This is a genomic window from Streptomyces sp. NPDC059142 (genome assembly GCF_042755665.1).
GTDB lineage: Bacteria > Actinomycetota > Actinomycetes > Streptomycetales > Streptomycetaceae > Streptomyces.
Genome location: NZ_JBHZDA010000048.1, coordinates 15,291 through 31,711 on the forward strand (window position 1 = coordinate 15,291; position 16,421 = coordinate 31,711).

Consider the following 16,421-nt stretch of genomic DNA (forward strand, 5'->3'; position numbering starts at 1 on the left):
CTCCCCCGGTGTGCGCGGCGGGCCCGCGGCCATGAACCCGGTCAGCGCGCCGTCCCGTACCGCCGCCACCGCGGGGCCCGATCCGTGCCACCGCGCCACCAGGCGCCGGGCCACGCCCACGTCCGCGAGGTCCAGGGCGCCGGTGGTGTGCGTTGCGGCCAGGAGGTCCGCGGCCTGTTCCACGAAAGCGTCCTCGAACGGGACGATCACGGCTCAGAGTCCGGCGGCGGGGCCGTCCGGCCGGTCGAGGCGCCCCGTGACCATCTCCCGGCTCAGGGCCGCCGTCTCCGTCTCGGGCAGCCGCTCGAAGCCTTCCTCCGTGATCACGGAGACGATGGGGTAGATGCGGCGGCCGATGTCCGGGCCGCCGGTGGCCGAGTCGTCGTCCGCCGCGTCGTACAGCGCCTGGAGCGCGACCAGGGCGGCGGTCCGGCGCTCCATGTCGCGGTGGTACATCTTCTTCAACGCGCCCAGGGCGAAGGGGGATCCGGAGCCCTCCGCGTGGAAGTCCCTCTTCTCGTACGGGCCGCCCGTCACGTCGAAGCTGAAGATACGTCCGCGCGCGTCCTCGGGCGCCGCCTCGTCGTACCCGACGAGCAGCGGCACCACGGCCAGGCCCTGCATGGCCTGGCCGAGGTTCTCCCGGACCATCCCGGCCAGCCGGTTCGCCTTCGCGTTGAGGGTCATGGGGATGCCCTCCATCTTCTCGAAGTGCGTCAGCTCGACCTGGTAGAGCTTCACCATGTCCAGCGCGAGCCCCACGGTGCCCGCGAAGGCCACGGCGGTGTAGTCGTCGGTGGGATGCACCTTCTCCAGGTCGCGCTGGGCGATCAGGTTCCCCATGGTGGCCCTGCGGTCGCCGGCGATCAGGACGCCGTCGCGGTAGGTGAGGGCCAGGATCGTGGTGCCGTGCGGGAACCGGTCCGTCGCGGGCCGGGCGCCGTCCGGCAGGAAGCGGCGCGTGCTCAGCAGCTCCGGACGGTGGGCCGTCAGGAAATCGGTGAAGGACGAGCCGCCCGGGACGAAGAACTCGTCCCCCGGCACACCTCCGGTCGCACCGCTCGCCATACGTCCGCCCCCTCGGCTCGTGTCCGCCCCCAGGCACTCCTACCATGAGCACGCGACGGGGAAACGCCCGTGTGAGAAGGGCGGGTTGCCGCGGCCGGCGTCGGACTCCGTTCCCGCCGGGCCCGCCGCGTAGAGTCCGTCCCCATGACGACGGTTCCCGCCTCATGAGAACGCGCCTGGTGGCGTGTGGTGCCGCCGTGCTGACCGTCGCCGCCGGGCTGGGGCTCAGATCCACCGGCTCGGGCGATCTCGCCAAGTACGGGGGCGACGCCCTCTACACCGTGCTGGTGTACGTCCTGGTGGTGCTGGCCGTGCCCCGCGTACGGCCCCGTACGGCCGCCGCGGTCGCGCTGGCGTTCAGTGTGGCGGTCGAGCTGTTCCAGTTCACCGGCGTCCCCGCCGAGCTGGCCGCGCGCAGTACGGTGGCGCGGCTGGTGCTCGGCTCGACCTTCAACGTGCCTGACCTGCTGTGGTACGCGGTCGGTGCGGCAGCCGCGTGGGGCGTGCACGCCGGGTGTGCGCGGACGCTGCGGCGGTCCGTGCGGGAGCGGCCCCTTCCGTCGGCGGGACGGGCCGCGGAACCGCCGGTTCCGGAGGCTCCGGGTGCTCGGCGCGCCGTATCCGGCGGTCGACCGCCCGGTCCTTGAGGTGCCAGAACACCGGCGGCCCCAGCACCAGGGCGAAGAGAACGATCAGGGCGAGAACGGTGAGGAAGATGTCCATGCCCCCACTGTCGCCATCCGGCGCCGACGGCGTCAGTGGCAGGACTGTCATCGACCCTCGAATTACTGCCACACCCCTGGCAGACTGGATCCATGCTGACCAATGTGGCCGCCGTCCTCCTCGACGGTGTGCACCCCTTCGAGCTGGGGGTCCTCTGCGAGGTCTTCGGGCTCGACCGGAGCGATCAGGGCCTGCCCGTCCATGACTTCGCGGTCGTCTCGGCGGAGGGGCCCGTCCTGCGGACCCACGCCGGGTTCACGATCGGCGGTCTGCACGGTCTCGACCGGCTGGAGGAGGCCGATCTGATCGCCGTGCCCGCCGGGGACACGTACAGCACCCGCACCTACCCGCCCGAGCTGCTGGACGCCCTGCGCCGCGCGGTGGAGCGCGGTGCGCGGGTGTTCAGCGTCTGCTCCGGGGTCTTCGTGCTGGGCGCCGCCGGGCTGCTGGACGGCCGGCGGTGCGCCGGGCACTGGCGGCACGCGGAGGAGCTGGCCCGCGCCTTCCCCCGGGCCGTCGTCGAACCGGATGTGCTGTACGTGGACGAGGACCCGGTCATCACCTCGGCGGGCACCGCCGCCGGGATCGACGCCTGCCTCCACCTCGTACGGAAGGAGTACGGCCCCGAGGTCGCCAACGCGATCGCCCGCCGGATGGTCGTCCCGCCCCACCGGGACGGCGGACAGGCGCAGTTCGTCGCGCGCCCGCTGCCCACCTCGCCCTGCGACACGGTGGGCGAGGTCCTCGGCTGGATGGAGCGCCACCTCGACCGGGAGATGACGGTCGAACAGCTCGCCGTACGGGCGCACATGTCGCCGCGTACGTTCGCGCGCCGCTTCCAGCAGGAGACGGGGACCACCCCGTACCGCTGGCTGCTCCGTCAACGCGTGCTGCTGGCGCAGGAGCTGCTGGAAGGAACGGACGAGACCGTGGACGGTGTGGCGGGACGGGCCGGGTTCGGGAACGCGGCGGCGCTGCGCCACCACTTCCTGCGGACGCTCGGGACGACCCCGCACGCGTACCGCCGTACCTTCCGGGGCCCTTCGCACCTCGACGCGGCCCTCAAGGCCGACACCCCGGCCGGTGGGCCCCGCCGCGGTTGACGGTTCCCGGAGGGGCGGAACCCGCGCCTCCGGGGATACCCGCCGGCTCAGTCGTTGGGGACGGTCTCGTAGCGCGGGGTGTTCTCCTCCATCTGCCGCAGCGCGTCCTTGCGGTCGCGCTTGGACAGCCGGTCGATGTACAGGTAGCCGTACAGGTGGTCCGTCTCGTGCTGGAGGCAGCGCGCGAAGTAGCCGGTGCCCGCGACCCGGATCGGGTTGCCCTGGGCGTCCTGCCCGCGCACCACCGCGTAGTCGGGGCGCGCCAGCGCGGCGTACGCGGTCGGCACGGAGAGGCAGCCCTCGTTGGAGTCGTCGAGATGACGCTCCGCCGGGGGCAGTTCCTCCAGCACCGGGTTGCAGACGGCGCCCACGTGCCGCAGGCCGTCGTCGTCCGGGCAGTCGTAGACGAAGACCTTCAGGTCCACACCGATCTGGTTGGCCGCCAGGCCCACGCCCTCGGCCGTGTGCTGGCTGGCGAACATGTCGTCGATCAGCGCCGCCAGCTCGTCCCCGAACTCCGTGACGTCCTGGCACTCCTTGTGGAGCACCGGGTTCCCGACGACGGTGATCGGGCGGGACGTGCCGCGCTCGCGGTGCGCCAGCTCACGGGCCGCCGCGTCCTCCGTGTCCACGACGAACCCGTCCCCCGGCTCCGCCACCGAGGTGCCGCTCTCGTATCCCTGGTCCGTCTCCTGCTGCGCCATGTCCGCAGTACGCCTTCCTCGGTACCGATGCTGCTCGCACGGTCCCCGGCGGTGCGCCGGTGGTGCCCGTACAGTCTTGTGCCCGTACAGACTAAGGGCAGCACGCGCACCGCTCACCGGAACCCGGATCCGGCTCCTCCGCCCGGCCGGGCCGTCAGCACACTTCTTCGAGGTCGCGCCACTCCCGGGTGTCCGGGCTGTCGGCCACCCATCCGTCGAGCAGTCCACGCACCAGCCCCGGCGGCGCGGCGATCCCGCACTCGCGCTCGGGGGCCCACTGCTCGCCGGCCGTACGGTGCCCCAGCGGCCCCGGGTGGCCCGGCTCGCTGTGGTCGTGCGGGTCCAGGTGTTCGCCGTCGCCCTCGGCGCTCGGCATGGTCGACTCCGAGCAGGCGCGGCAGAGCAGCCGTACGGACGAGGACCAGTCCTCGGCGGCGAAGCCGGCGTCCGCGGCCAGCCGCTCCAGGGCGTCCCTGTCCCCCTCCGTGGCCGCTTCGAGCAGGACGACCCAGGTCGGTACGGGCGAGGGCGCCCACAGCTCGATCTCGTCGAAGACGGGATAGGCGCGGACGGCGCCGTCCGGGCTCGCCGCGGTGGTGCGCTCGCCGTTCGGCACGCCGTCGTGCAGGACGACCTCGCCCCAGCGGCGGCCGGAGGAGGGCAGCGGGATCGACAGGATCTCGATCCGCGCCGGGTCGAGCCTGCGGCCCCAGACCACCTCGGCCTCGCCCTCCGGGGAGAGCCGCACGGCCGCGCTCCCCAGCTCCATGCCGTCGGGCTCACCGTTCGCCTCGACGCTGTGCGGATTGCCCGGGACGCGCAGCCCGTACGCCTGCCAGGCGCGGCGGGCCAGCGGCCAGTCCTGGAGCGCGGTCGCCGCGATCCCCACGTTCCACCAGTCGGGGGCGCCGGTCTCCTTGTCGAGCAGGGCCACCGCGCGCAGCCCGGCGGCGCGCGCCTGCTCCCAGTCGTGCCGGAACTTGTGCAGCAGCGCCAGATTGAACCAGGACTCGGAGAGCCACGGTTCCAGATCGGCGGCGCGCGTGAGCAGCGCGCCCGCGTCCTCGTACCGGCCGTCGCCGATCAGCGTGAACGCGCGGTCGGTGGCCTGCCGCCACGAGGCGGAGGGCCTATGCCGTACCTTCCCGAAGATCCTCACGATTCCCGCCTGCCGGTCGTTCGGGCAGTGCCCCCTGACACCCTCTTCTTCGCATCCAACCATGCCCGGTCGGACGCCCGCTCATTACCCATGGGTTACCCCGCCCCACCAGGGGCCGGGCCGCCCCGGGAGAGGACGCGCGCCAGGGATTCGACCACCTCGGGCTGGTAGTCGTGCCCCGTGCCGAGCCGCAGCCGCTCCAGCGCGCTGAGCGGGCCGCTCGCACTGGCACTTTCCCCGGCCAGGTCGTCGTACGCATTGACGGCGCGGACGATACGGGCCGGCAGGGGCTGTTCGCGGTACGGATCGGCCTGGCGCTCCACCACCATCGCGACGGCGGCGGGCACCCCGGTCTGGCGGACCACAGCGCCGCCGAGCAGGGCGATACGGCGCTGTTCCGCGACCGGGAGCAGGGCGGTGGCGCCCTCGGGGACCGGGTCGACGAGGGAGAGCTGACCGATGTCGTGCATGAGGGCCGCGTACTCCAGGACGGTCAGCTCGGGCCCGGAGAGCCCCAGCTCACGGCCGACGGCGCGGCTGAGGTCGGCGACCCTGCGGGCGTGCCCGTGCCGGGTGTATCCGGCGATCTCGGTGGCGCGGGCGAGGGAGGCGATGGTCTGCCGGTAGGTGGTGCGTACGGCGGCGTACCGGCGGAAGGAGACCTGGGTGAGCAGCAGCGGTACGCAGAACACGGGCAGCGCCCAGAGCCCCGCGACGGCGACGCCGAGGGCGATGACGGCGCCGGTGGCGCAGACGGCGGAGCCGATGTGCAGCAGGGCGCGCAGCTCGTCGCGCAGGAGCGGTCCGAAGGGGTGGCGGGTGCGGGCGCGCAGCAGCACGGCGGCCAGGACTGCGTCGCAGAGCGCGGTGAGGACCAGCAGGAGGAGGAGCAGGAGCGCGTGGCCGGGACCGGCGCCGAGGTGTTCGCGCAGTTCGCCGGAGGCGTAGAGCGGCTGGAAGCAGATGGCGGCGAAGCCGACGGTGAGGATGCGTCTGACCAGGTGGTCGAGGGTGGGCCCGTGGCCGCGCGCGACATGGGGCACGGCTCCGGTGAGGGTGGCCGCGAGGACGACGGCGACGGTCTGGAGCACGCCGTGGCCGGTCTGCTGTCCGGCGTTCTCGCCGAGCAGGGCGTAGCCGAGCGCCCCGGCGGCGCCGAGCGGCGCGGGCTCGCGCTCGCCGGGGAGCGCGCCCCAGCGGGCGAGTTCGCCGACGGTGATGAGAACACCGAAGGCGAGGGCGATCCGGGGGTCGGCGAGGCCGCGCCAGAGGGTGGAGCCGAGTCCGGCGGCGGTGAGCAGTGCGGCCGTGCCGTACACGGCGACAACGGGGAGCGGGACGGTACGGGCGTGGCCGGCCGGGGCGCGGGCGGTGGTGGTGGCGGTCATCGGGGGCCGCCCCCGCGCCCGGTACGGGGCGCGCCGCCACCGGCGGTACGGGGGCGGCGCGCCCCGGACGTGGAGGTACCGGTGGCGGACGTGCCGGTGGTGGACGTGCCGGTGGCGGCGGGCGGGGCCTTGGGGGCCGACGAGCCCGACGGGGCCGGTGGGGCGGAGGGGGCGGAGGGGGCGGAGGGGGCGGACGCGCTTCCCGGGGCGGGTGCGCCGGGGTGGGCCGGACGGGCCGAAGGGACGTTTCCGCGCGCCCCCGGGGCGGCCGGGGAGGGCGGGGCGGACGGGTCCGTCCCCCGGTCCGTCCCCTGAGCCGTCCCCGGGCCCGTCCCCTCGTCCGCCGTGACCGCCGTCCGCCAGCCGTGCCGGTCCAGGGCCCGCACCAGCGCCCGCACCATCACCGGGTCGAACTGTGTCCCCGCGCACCGCTCCAGCTCCGCGACCGCCGTCCCGACCGGCCGTCCGCGCCGGTACGAACGGGTCGAGGTCATCGCGTCGAAGGCGTCGGCCACCGCCACCACCCGCGCGAACTCGGGGATCCGGTCCCCGGCGAGCCCGTACGGGTAGCCGCTGCCGTCCAGCCGCTCGTGGTGGTGGAGGATCGCGCCCCGCGCCTCGCCCAGGAAGGCGATGCCGCGCACCATCTCGTGTCCGTACTCGGGATGCAGCTCGATGACGCGGCGCTCCTCGGGGGTCAGCGGGCCGTCCTTGCGCAGCACCCGGGTCGGCACGCCGAGCTTCCCGACGTCGTGCAGGATCCCGGCGAAGCGGAGGACTTCGATCCGCTCCCGCTCCATGCCCATCTCCTGGGCGATCAGCACGGAGGCGTGCCCCACGCGCTCGCTGTGGCCCCGGGTGTACGTGTCCTTGATGTCGACCGCCTGGACGAGCGCCCGGATGGTGGCCTGGTGGGCGGCGCGCTCGCGGTGGTACTGGGCGAAGACCCAGCAGGAGATGTACATCGGCAGCAGCACCAGCAGCGCGGAGAGCGGCCCGTACGGACTGCGCCACAGGACGGCCATCATCAGCCCGGCCAGCCCGTGCGCGGCGTGCGGGGCGAGGGAGCCGGCCAGCAGTCCGCGCCAGGCGGCGCGCGGGTCCATCCGTTCGGCGACGACGAGGATCGAGCCGTCCAGCGCGGTGAGCACCAGGCAGAAGGCGAGGGCGGCGGCGCCCGCGGGGAGCAGCACGTACGGGAAGTCGGGCACCGTGAGCCCGTACCCCCCGCCGCCGAGCGCCACCGGCCCGCCGAAGAGCACCTGCGCCCGGGAAGCGGCCCAGGTGGCCAGGGCGAGCTGGGCGGCGCGCCAGACCCGCCGGGCGCCGCGCGGACGCTGCTCGATCCGGCCGAGCAGCGCGCCCGGCACGGCGACCAGCGCCGCGGCGGCGGGCGGCAGCAGCAGGGCGGCGGCGAGCAGTACGGGGAAGAACGACCCGGCGGCGACGGGTACGGAGCCGTTGAGCGAGCGCCCGAGGACGCGGCAGCGCGCGGGCAGCTCGCAGAGCGCGTAGAGGCCCGCGAGCAGCCCGGCGGCGAGCCAGGGCGTGGCGCCGGGGTCGCGCAGGGCGGGCTGGACACAGGCGGCGGCGCAGAGCGCGGTCACCAGAATGTACGCGCGCGCCGCACCCGGTATGGCCCTCACGCGACTCCGCCCCTCCCTCGGCTCCGCCCAAACAGAGGGTCAGGCTAGCGAGTTGGGGGGCGATCATCGGGTAGTTGGCGACGATTAGCACCTTCGGGTGAAAAAGGTGCTATGAACCGTGACGGGGGCGCATCGCAGCTCGTGCGATGCGCCCCCGTCGTGGCACCAGCTGTCGCGCCGTGGCGCCGTCCGTGACGGACGGCGGAACGGCTCCCGGCTCACTCCTTGGCGACACCCGGCAGGTCGCTGCCGGTCGGCTTCGCGCGCGCGGCGGTGGTCACGGACGTCGTCGACACGTCGTCCCCGCTCGCCGACACCGACACGTCATGGTCGGGCACGGTCTCGCCCGAGCGGATCAGATCGATCCGCCCCAGTACCTTGGCGCGCAGGTCGGCCGGTACGTCGTCGTGGCCGCAGCACCGTTTCACCAGCTTCTTCACGGCCTGTTCGAGGCCGTACTTCTCCAGGCACGGGGAGCACTCCTCGAAGTGGACCTCGAACTTGGTGCAGTCGCTGTCGGGCATCTCCCGGTCGAGGAACTCGTAGAGGTGGTCGAGAACCTCGGCGCAATCCGTCTCATGCGGCCCTCCGCAGCTCATGAGCCCGAACCTTTCCGATCGTCCGACGACTCCCCGGCACCCGCCGGGACGAGCCCGCGGTCGCGGGCGTAATCCTCCAGCATGCCGCGCAACTGCCGGCGGCCACGGTGGAGTCGTGACATCACCGTACCGATGGGTGTCCCCATGATGTCCGCGATCTCCTTGTAGGCAAAGCCCTCTACATCGGCGAGATAGACGGCGATGCGGAACTCCTCCGGGATCGCCTGGAGCGCCGACTTCACATCGGAGTCGGGGAGGTGGTCCAGCGCCTGCGACTCGGCGGAGCGCAGCCCGGTCGACATGTGCGACTCGGCGCGCGCGAGCTGCCAGTCCTCGATCTCCTCGGCGGCGCTGCGCTGGGGTTCCCGCTGCTTCTTGCGGTACGAGTTGATGAAGGTGTTCGTGAGGATGCGGTACATCCACGCCTTGAGGTTGGTGCCCTCACGGAACTGGTGGAAGGACGCGTACGCCTTGGCATAGGTCTCCTGCACCAGGTCCTCGGCGTCGGCCGGATTGCGCGTCATGCGCAGCGCGGCCGAGTACATCTGATCGAGGTAGCCCAGGGCGTCACGCTCGAAGCGGGCGTTGCGCTCGGCAGTGGTCTCTTCGATGTGGCCGTCGTCGGTCGCTCCGTCGGTCCCAGTGACCGGACCCACCTCCTCCAACGCTGTGGCGGATCCGAATGCGGACCCACTCGAATCGGAGAATAGTCGACCTTGCTGGGACGGGGCCTGTCGGTCCGTCCCCGCGCCGGCCCGACCGGGGGCGTTCCTGGCCGCGGAAAGCACAGTCCACTCCAGGTCAGTGGCGTCTGAGCGGCGCGGGCAGATGGTCGAACCCATACGACGGACTCCCTTTCGATGCGCTGAGTACCGATGTTCGTCACAACAGCGCCCCCTTGCGCATCATTCCCGCCCGGAGCGATCCGGGGCCCACCCGTCCCGGACCGGGCAGGGGCCGCCGTCCGGACCGGGCAGGGGTCGCGCCCCGGACCGGAACCGGATCAGAGAAGGGCCGGACCCTCCAGCCAGGCGGCCACGCCTGCGGTGATCGTCTCCAGGGCCTCGTCCTGGCCGGTCGGCGCCCGTTTGGGTACGGCGAAGGAGTGGTCGCCGTAGGGCACCTCCAGAAGGCCGTGGCCGGACTCCCCGCCCGCGGGGAACTCCGCGGGCTTCCCGAAGGGGTCGTTCCCTCCCTGGACGACCAGGGTGGGCACCCCCGAGCCCAGCAGCTCCGCCGCCCGGGACTTCTCGGGGCGGCCCGGCGGGTGCAGCGGGAAACTCAGCGCGAGGACGGCGCGCGCCCCCAGCCCGCGCGCCGTACGGCAGGCCACGCGCGCCCCGGCGCTGCGCCCGCCGGCCACGAGGCCGAGCCCCGGCTCCCGCTCCGCCAGCGCGGGCCACAGCGCCCGCCAGCCGGTGTCGAGGGTCGCGGGCGCGGGCGCCACCTTCTTCCCCGCCACCCGCCAGGGCTGCTCCACCAGGGCGACGGTCACCCCGAGCGGGGGCAGCGCGGCGGCGAGGGCCCGCAGGTCGCGCGCCTCGATCCCGCCGCCCGCGCCATGGCCGAGGGCGAGGACGAGCCGCGGGCGCGGAGCGGGGTGCCAGGTGATCCTGGCGTCCCCCGCGGGGGTGTCGACGGTCCGGGTCTCTGTGGTCACCCGGCCCATCCTGCCGCCCCCGGCGGGATCCTCAGAACAGCGTGCTCTCCTCCGGCGCGGCCAGCTCCGCCAACAGTTCGGGCCCGTTGTTGCGCACGCTGCTGACCGCCGTCGCGACCGGGTACGCGCGCATCAGCCCGGCGGGCGGCGGCGTCAGCAGCCCCCGCAGGTCGTCCGGGTCCGTACGGGCCGGGTCCAGCCAGGCGTCCCAGCGGTCCGGGGTCAGCATCAGCGGCATCCGGGGGTGGATGTCGGCCAGCGTCGCGGGCCCCTCCGCCGGGGCCACCCCGAGCGGGGTGGTCTCCGCCTCGGTGGTGATCACCGAGCAGGTCGCCCACCAGGCCAGCGGATGGTCGGGCGGCAGCGTCGGGTCGCGCCAGAACTCGTACACCCCGGCCAGCGCCATCACCGAGCCGTCGGCGGGGGTCACGAAGTACGGCTGCTTGCGCGTCCGCTTCTTCCTGCCCTGTTCCTCCAACTGCCGCTCGTCGGAGCCGGTGACCCACTCGTAGTAGCCGTCGGCGGGCAGGATGCACCGCCGTGAGGCGAAGGGGCGACGGAAGGACGGCTTCTCGTGGACCGTCTCGGCCCGCGCGTTGATCATCCGGGCGGCACCCTCGGGCGTCTTCGACCAGGACGGTACGAGCCCCCATCGCAGCCGCCGGAGCTGGCGCACGGGGCGCGGCGTGGGCGCGTCCTTCACCGGGCGTTCGAGGACCGCGTACACCTCTTTGGTGGGCGCCACGTTCCAGTCCGGGGCGAGCGTCTCCTCCGGCTCCCACTTCTCGATCCCGAAGACCCCCTGGAGCTCCTCGGGCCGCCGGCTCGCCGCGTACCTGCCGCACATACCCCATCAACCGCCTTATGAACTGCCTGTGCGTTCTCGTCCGCCGGAACGGTGCGCGACGGGTGAGCGTCTTTCACCCGTACCGCGTATGAGTGCCAGACTGCCACGACGCACATCCAGCTGAGGAGCCGCCCGAGAAATGGCCAGCATCGACCCGACCCCTCTCGGCGATCTCTGGGATCGCGTCTTCGGCACCCAGTCCCCACCGGACGAGTGGCTGGTGTTCATCACGGCGGCCGTCGCGCTCGCCGCCGTCCTCCCGCGCGCCCTGTGGCGTCTCTCCCGTAACGCCATCACGATCGCGCACGAGGGCGGCCACGGGCTGATAGCCCTGGTCACCGGGCGCAGACTCGACGGAATACGGCTGCACTCCGACACCTCGGGGCTCACCGTCAGCCGGGGGAAGCCCACCGGACCCGGCATGATCCTCACCGCCGCCGCCGGTTACACGGCCCCGCCCCTGCTGGGACTCGGCGGCGCCTGGCTGCTCTCCGCCGACCACATCACCCTGCTGCTGTGGCTGACGACCGCGCTGCTGCTCGCGATGCTGGTGATGATCCGTAACGCGTACGGGGCGCTCACCGTGATCGTCACCGGCGCCGCCTTCCTCCTCATCTCCTGGCTGACCAGCCCCGACGTCCAGGCCGCTTTCGCGTACACCGCCGTCTGGTTCCTGCTGCTCGGCGGGGTGCGCCCGGCCTTCGAGCTCCAGTCCAAGCGGCGGTACGGCGGCGCCGGGGACTCGGACGCGGACCAGCTCGGCCGGCTCACCCACACCCCGCCCACCCTGTGGCTGCTCTTCTTCCACGCCGTCTCGCTCTGCTCCCTGATCGGCGGCGGACGCTGGCTGCTGGACCTCTGAGCGCCCGGCCGCCCGGCACGCGCTCCCGCCGCGCCTCCACACTTGGTCACGGTGCGGGGATTACGCCCGGGTTGCCGCGTATTTGATCAGGATCGGGCTCCGTCAAGAGCCACTAAAGTGTGGGGCATGACCGAGAGCTCCGTGCAGTCCGCCCCCTGGCCCGCCCCCTACGCGAGCGGGGCCGTCGAAGCGACGGTCACCGTGCCCGGATCGAAGTCGGTCACCAACCGCGGTCTCGTCCTCGCCGCGCTCGCCGCCGAACCCGGCTGGCTGCGCCGCCCGCTGCGCTCCCGCGACACGCTGCTCATGGCGGAGGCGCTGCGCGCGATGGGCGTCGGCATCGAGGAGACCGTCTCGTCCAGCTCCGGCGCCGACGCCGCGGGCGGCGAGGCGTGGCGCGTGATCCCCGCCGGGCTGCACGGCCCCGCCTCGGTCGACGTGGGCAACGCCGGTACGGTGATGCGCTTCCTGCCGCCCGTGGCGACCCTCGCCGACGGGCCCGTCCGCTTCGACGGCGACCCCCGCTCGTACGAGCGCCCGCTGCACAGCGTCATCGACGCGCTGCGCGTCCTCGGCGCCCGGATCGACGACGACGACCGCGGCTCGCTCCCGCTCACCGTGCACGGCGGCGGCGCGCTGGACGGCGGCACGGTCGAGATCGACGCCTCCGCGTCCTCCCAGTTCGTCTCGGCGCTGCTGCTCTCCGCGCCGCGCTTCAACCAGGGCGTGGAGGTACGGCACACGGGCTCCGTCCTGCCGTCCATGCCGCACATCCGGATGACCGTCGACATGCTGCGCGGGGTCGGCGCGCAGGTGGACGAGCCCGAGACGGGCGGCGAGCCGAACGTCTGGCGGGTCTCCCCCAGCGCGCTCCTCGGCCGCGACCTGACCGTCGAGCCCGACCTCTCCAACGCCCAGCCGTTCCTGGCGGCGGCGCTGGTCACCGGCGGCCGGGTGACCGTCCCCGACTGGCCCGCGCGGACCACCCAGCCGGGTGACGCGCTGCGCGAGATCTTCACCGCGATGGGCGGCTCCTTCGAGTTCACCGGGACCGCCGGGTCCACCGGCCTCACCCTCACCGGTTCGGGCCGGATCCACGGCGTCGACCTGGACCTGAGCGAGGTCGGCGAGCTGACGCCCGGCATCGCCGCGGTCGCCGCGCTCGCCGACTCGCCGTCCACCCTGCGCGGCGTCGCCCATCTGCGGCTCCACGAGACGGACCGGCTGGCCGCGCTCACCAAGGAGATCAACGAGCTGGGCGGCGACGTCACCGAGACCGCGGACGGTCTGCACATCCGCCCGCGCCCGCTGCACGGCGGCGTGTTCCACACGTACGACGACCACCGCATGGCCACGGCGGGCTCGATCATCGGCCTCGTCGTCCCCGGGGTGGAGATCGAGAACGTCGCCACGACCGCCAAGACCCTGCCCGACTTCCCGCGGATGTGGACAGAGATGCTCGCGGGAGCGGGAGCCTGAGGGCATGCGGCGCTACGGCAAGAACCCCGACGAGGACGACATCCGCTCCCGTCCCAACCCCAAGGGCAACCGGCCCCGTACCAACATCAGGCCCAAGCACGAGGACGCCTCGGAGGGCATGGTCCTCACCGTCGACCGCGGCCGGCTGACCTGTCTCGTCGGGGACCGTGTCGTCCTCGCGATGAAGGCGCGCGAGCTGGGCCGCAAGGCCGCCGTCGTCGGGGACCAGGTCTTCCTGGTCGGGGACCTCTCCGGCAAGAAGGACACCCTCGCCCGGATCGTACGGATCGAGAAGCGCCGCTCCGTGCTGCGCCGTACCGCGGACGACGACGACCCGTACGAGCGCGTGGTCGTCGCCAACGCCGACCAGCTCGCCGTGGTCACCGCGCTCGCCGACCCGGAGCCGCGCCCCCGGCTGATCGACCGCTGTCTGGTGGCCGCGTACGACGGCGGGCTCGAACCGCTCCTCGTCCTCACCAAGTCCGACCTCGCGCCCCCGGACGAACTGCTGGAGACCTACCGGGCGCTCGGCATCCGCCATGTCGTCACCCGGCGGGACGAGCTGATGAGCGGGCACGCGGCCGAACTCGTCCGCGAATATCTCGACGGCCGCGTCACCGCCTTCGTCGGGCACTCGGGCGTCGGCAAGACGACCCTGGTCAACGCGCTCGTACCGGACGACCGACAGCGGATCACCGGGGACGTCAACGCGGTGACGGGGCGCGGCCGGCACACCACCACGTCGGCGCTCGCGCTGCCGCTGGCCAAGGCGGAGGGCTGGGTCATCGACACCCCCGGCATCCGCTCCTTCGGACTCCACCACGTCGATCCGTCACGGGTCATCCTCGCCTTCCCCGACCTGGTGCCCGGTACGGAGGGGTGCCCGCGCGCGTGCAGCCACGACGAGGCGGAGTGCGCCCTCGACGCGTGGGTGGCCGAGGGTCACGCCGACCCCGCGCGGCTCTACTCGCTCCGGCGGCTGCTCTCCACCCGGGAGCGGCGCGAGGGCGACTGACCGCGCCGGGCCGGGGCCACGTTTGCGGACCCGGGCGACTGGTAAGGGCATAATCACACCAGGCGGACAGTTGGTCACAGACGGTCGCCAGTGCTTGCCGACAGGCCGGCGGGGCGGTCAGCGACGTGGGGAGACGTGTGACATGGCGTGGCTGCTCGTGGTGGTGGCGGGGATCCTGGAGACCGGTTTCGCGGTCTGTCTCAAGCTGTCCCACGGATTCACCCGGCTCTGGCCGACGATCGCGTTCGCGGCCTTCGCGCTCGGCAGCTTCGGACTGCTGACGCTCGCCCTGAGGAAGCTCGACGTGGGCCCCGCGTACGCGGTGTGGACGGGCATCGGCGCGGCCGGTACGGCGATCTACGGCATGGTCTTCCTGGGCGACATCGTGTCCGTGCTGAAACTCGTCTCCATCTCGCTGGTGATCGTCGGCGTCATCGGGCTCCAGCTCTCGGGCTCGGCGCACTGAGCAGCGCGGACGGCGGCGCCGTGACGGCGGTACGGACCAGCGGGCCCACGGGCTCGGCGCCGGGCGCGACGAGATGGGCGAGCGCCAGCCGCATGGCCAGTTCGCAGCGGTAGAGCAGTTCGGTACGGCCGTACGCGGCGAACCTGCTGTGGCCGGCGGCCCCGGTGTGCCCCCCGTGCCCGTGCTCGGCACGGCCGTGGTCCGGGCGCCCCTGATCCGGCCGCCCGTGGTCCTTACGGGTGGGATCCAGCGCCGCCGCCGACCGGTCCCGTACGAGCGCCACCAGCTCCGTGGTCGCGGGCGGCCCCGCGTCGGCGCGGCGCTGCGCCGGGATGCCGGAGGGGGGCGCACCGGCCCGCGCGGGGCGCGGGGCGGGCAGCCACTCGCCCCAGCAGCCGGTGAGCAGCGCACGTAACAGCGGCCGGGCGCGCGCCTCCCCCACCGTCCACTCCGCGACCGCCACCAAACGGTCGGCGGCGTCGGCGCGTTCGCGCAGCAACCGCTCCACACCGTGCAGATACCGGTCGGCCTCGCGCCGTACGAGGGCACGGGCCAGACCGTCCTTGCTGCCGAACTCGTTGTACAAAGTCTGCCGGGAGACCCCGCCGGCCGCCGCCACATCGACCATGCGCACCGCGGACCACGGCTGGTCGGCGAGGGCCGAAAGGGCAGCACTGAGCAGGGCTTCACGCGCGCTGGGCATCGTCGCCTCCGGGGCCGTGGCTCTGCGCACAGAGTTGACGGACCGTCGCTCACTGTCAAGACCGTCGTCGGGTTCCGGCCGATGGGGCCCGTGGCATCGGCACGGCCCCGGTGGATACTGTGGCGGGCATGCCCGACTACCACGATGACCTGCGTCTCGCCCACGTACTGGCGGACGCCGCCGACGCCGCGACGATGGACCGGTTCAAGGCCCTGGACCTCAAGGTCGAGACCAAACCGGACATGACCCCGGTGAGTGAGGCCGACAAGGCGGCCGAGGAGCTGATCCGCGGCAACCTCCAGCGCGCGAGGCCACGCGACGCGATCCTCGGCGAGGAGTACGGCATCGAGGGCACGGGCCCGCGCCGCTGGGTCGTCGACCCGATCGACGGCACGAAGAACTATGTACGCGGCGTACCCGTCTGGGCGACGCTGATCGCGCTGATGGTGGCAGGTGAGGGCGGTTACGAACCGGTCGTCGGCGTGGTGTCCGCCCCCGCGCTGGGCCGTCGCTGGTGGGCCGCGAAGGGTGGCGGCGCGTACACGGGGCGGAGTCTGTCGTCCGCGACCCGGCTGCGCGTCTCGAACGTGTCGCGCGTCCCGGACGCGTCGTTCGCGTACTCGTCGCTCACCGGCTGGGAGGAGCAGGGCCGGCTCGACGGATTCCTGGACCTGTCCAAAGCCTGCTGGCGAACGCGCGGTTATGGCGACTTCTGGCCCTACATGATGGTCGCCGAGGGCTCGGTGGACATGTGCGCGGAGCCCGAACTGTCACTCTGGGACATGGCGGCCACCGCGATCGTCGTCGAGGAGGCGGGCGGCAGCTTCACCGGCCTGGACGGCCGCCCGGGTCCGCACAGCGGCAACGCGGCGGCGTCGAACGGCATCCTCCACGAAGAACTCCTGGGCTACCTCAACCAGCGGTACTAGCGGTACCGATGTCCGCGGGGGCTTTTGTCGGTTTTTCGGGCGCCCCCTGGGGTGCGCCGCCCGCCCCCTT

18 protein-coding genes are annotated in these 16,421 nt (G+C 73.2%); 7 read left to right on the forward strand and 11 right to left on the reverse strand.

Features of this window, described 5'->3' with window-relative positions; translation table 11 throughout:
- On the reverse strand, positions 1 to 183 hold a 183-nt coding region (locus tag ACFXPK_RS18780; RefSeq protein ID WP_385076758.1), incomplete at its 3' end, for a hypothetical protein.
- A gap of 30 nt (positions 184 to 213) precedes the next feature.
- Positions 214 to 1,068: a proteasome subunit beta gene (prcB, locus tag ACFXPK_RS18785; RefSeq protein ID WP_385076761.1), complete on the reverse strand. Its 855-nt coding sequence runs from the start codon at positions 1,066 to 1,068 to the stop codon at positions 214 to 216.
- Positions 1,069 to 1,232: 164 nt separating this feature from the next.
- Between prcB and ACFXPK_RS18790 the strand changes: the two genes are divergently transcribed.
- Positions 1,233 to 1,715 (forward strand): DUF2809 domain-containing protein, encoded by a 483-nt coding sequence (locus ACFXPK_RS18790; RefSeq protein WP_385076763.1) that lies wholly within the window; start codon positions 1,233 to 1,235, stop codon positions 1,713 to 1,715.
- Between the two features lie 168 nt (positions 1,716 to 1,883).
- Entirely contained in the window at positions 1,884 to 2,894 is a 1,011-nt protein-coding gene (locus ACFXPK_RS18795) for a helix-turn-helix domain-containing protein (RefSeq protein WP_385006156.1), read from the forward strand.
- A gap of 47 nt (positions 2,895 to 2,941) precedes the next feature.
- Here the strand turns inward: ACFXPK_RS18795 and def are convergent, their stop codons facing one another.
- From def to ACFXPK_RS18835, 8 genes are all read right to left on the reverse strand, one after another.
- Entirely contained in the window at positions 2,942 to 3,598 is a 657-nt protein-coding gene (def, locus tag ACFXPK_RS18800; protein ID WP_385076766.1) for a peptide deformylase, read from the reverse strand.
- Between the two features lie 154 nt (positions 3,599 to 3,752).
- Positions 3,753 to 4,757 carry a tetratricopeptide repeat protein gene (locus ACFXPK_RS18805; protein ID WP_385006152.1) on the reverse strand — a complete coding sequence of 335 codons (1,005 nt, stop codon included), beginning with the start codon at positions 4,755 to 4,757 and terminating at the stop codon, positions 3,753 to 3,755.
- Between the two features lie 95 nt (positions 4,758 to 4,852).
- A complete protein-coding gene (locus ACFXPK_RS18810; protein ID WP_385006150.1) occupies positions 4,853 to 6,145 on the reverse strand; it encodes an HD-GYP domain-containing protein in 1,293 nt (430 codons plus the stop codon).
- The gene (locus ACFXPK_RS18815; protein WP_385076770.1) at positions 6,142 to 7,791 is read right to left on the reverse strand and encodes an HD-GYP domain-containing protein; all 1,650 of its coding nucleotides are present in this window, start codon (positions 7,789 to 7,791) and stop codon (positions 6,142 to 6,144) included. Before ACFXPK_RS18815 ends, ACFXPK_RS18810 begins: the two co-directional genes overlap by 4 nt.
- Positions 7,792 to 8,009: 218 nt before the next feature.
- The gene (gene rsrA, locus ACFXPK_RS18820) at positions 8,010 to 8,390 is read right to left on the reverse strand and encodes a mycothiol system anti-sigma-R factor (protein ID WP_384996575.1); all 381 of its coding nucleotides are present in this window, start codon (positions 8,388 to 8,390) and stop codon (positions 8,010 to 8,012) included.
- Positions 8,387 to 9,046, reverse strand: coding sequence for a sigma-70 family RNA polymerase sigma factor (locus ACFXPK_RS18825; RefSeq protein ID WP_365812177.1), 660 nt, complete (start codon positions 9,044 to 9,046; stop codon positions 8,387 to 8,389). The genes rsrA and ACFXPK_RS18825 overlap by 4 nt, the downstream gene beginning before the upstream one ends.
- A 347-nt stretch (positions 9,047 to 9,393) precedes the next feature.
- Entirely contained in the window at positions 9,394 to 10,059 is a 666-nt protein-coding gene (locus tag ACFXPK_RS18830) for an alpha/beta family hydrolase (protein WP_385076773.1), read from the reverse strand.
- A 22-nt stretch (positions 10,060 to 10,081) separates the two neighbouring features.
- The gene (locus ACFXPK_RS18835) at positions 10,082 to 10,897 is read right to left on the reverse strand and encodes an SOS response-associated peptidase (protein WP_384996580.1); all 816 of its coding nucleotides are present in this window, start codon (positions 10,895 to 10,897) and stop codon (positions 10,082 to 10,084) included.
- A gap of 148 nt (positions 10,898 to 11,045) precedes the next feature.
- Between ACFXPK_RS18835 and ACFXPK_RS18840 the strand changes: the two genes are divergently transcribed.
- The 4 genes from ACFXPK_RS18840 to ACFXPK_RS18855 all read left to right on the forward strand — a co-directional run bounded on the left by ACFXPK_RS18840 (position 11,046) and on the right by ACFXPK_RS18855 (position 14,719).
- A complete protein-coding gene (locus ACFXPK_RS18840) occupies positions 11,046 to 11,759 on the forward strand; it encodes a M50 family metallopeptidase (protein WP_384996635.1) in 714 nt (237 codons plus the stop codon).
- A gap of 126 nt (positions 11,760 to 11,885) precedes the next feature.
- On the forward strand, positions 11,886 to 13,238 hold the full coding sequence (aroA, locus tag ACFXPK_RS18845) for a 3-phosphoshikimate 1-carboxyvinyltransferase (protein WP_385076776.1): 1,353 nt from the start codon (positions 11,886 to 11,888) through the stop codon (positions 13,236 to 13,238).
- 4 nt (positions 13,239 to 13,242) lie between these two features.
- Entirely contained in the window at positions 13,243 to 14,253 is a 1,011-nt protein-coding gene (rsgA, locus tag ACFXPK_RS18850) for a ribosome small subunit-dependent GTPase A (RefSeq protein WP_384996585.1), read from the forward strand.
- A gap of 142 nt (positions 14,254 to 14,395) precedes the next feature.
- Positions 14,396 to 14,719, forward strand: coding sequence for a DMT family transporter (locus ACFXPK_RS18855; RefSeq protein WP_384921976.1), 324 nt, complete (start codon positions 14,396 to 14,398; stop codon positions 14,717 to 14,719).
- On the opposite strand, the gene ACFXPK_RS18860 is transcribed toward ACFXPK_RS18855, so the two are convergent.
- Positions 14,685 to 15,422 (reverse strand): TetR/AcrR family transcriptional regulator, encoded by a 738-nt coding sequence (locus ACFXPK_RS18860; protein WP_384996588.1) that lies wholly within the window; start codon positions 15,420 to 15,422, stop codon positions 14,685 to 14,687. The genes ACFXPK_RS18855 and ACFXPK_RS18860 overlap by 35 nt on opposite strands.
- A gap of 128 nt (positions 15,423 to 15,550) precedes the next feature.
- On the opposite strand from ACFXPK_RS18860, the gene hisN reads away from it, so the two are divergent.
- Positions 15,551 to 16,351: a histidinol-phosphatase gene (hisN, locus tag ACFXPK_RS18865; protein WP_384996591.1), complete on the forward strand. Its 801-nt coding sequence runs from the start codon at positions 15,551 to 15,553 to the stop codon at positions 16,349 to 16,351.
- Positions 16,352 to 16,421 lie beyond the last annotated feature (70 nt).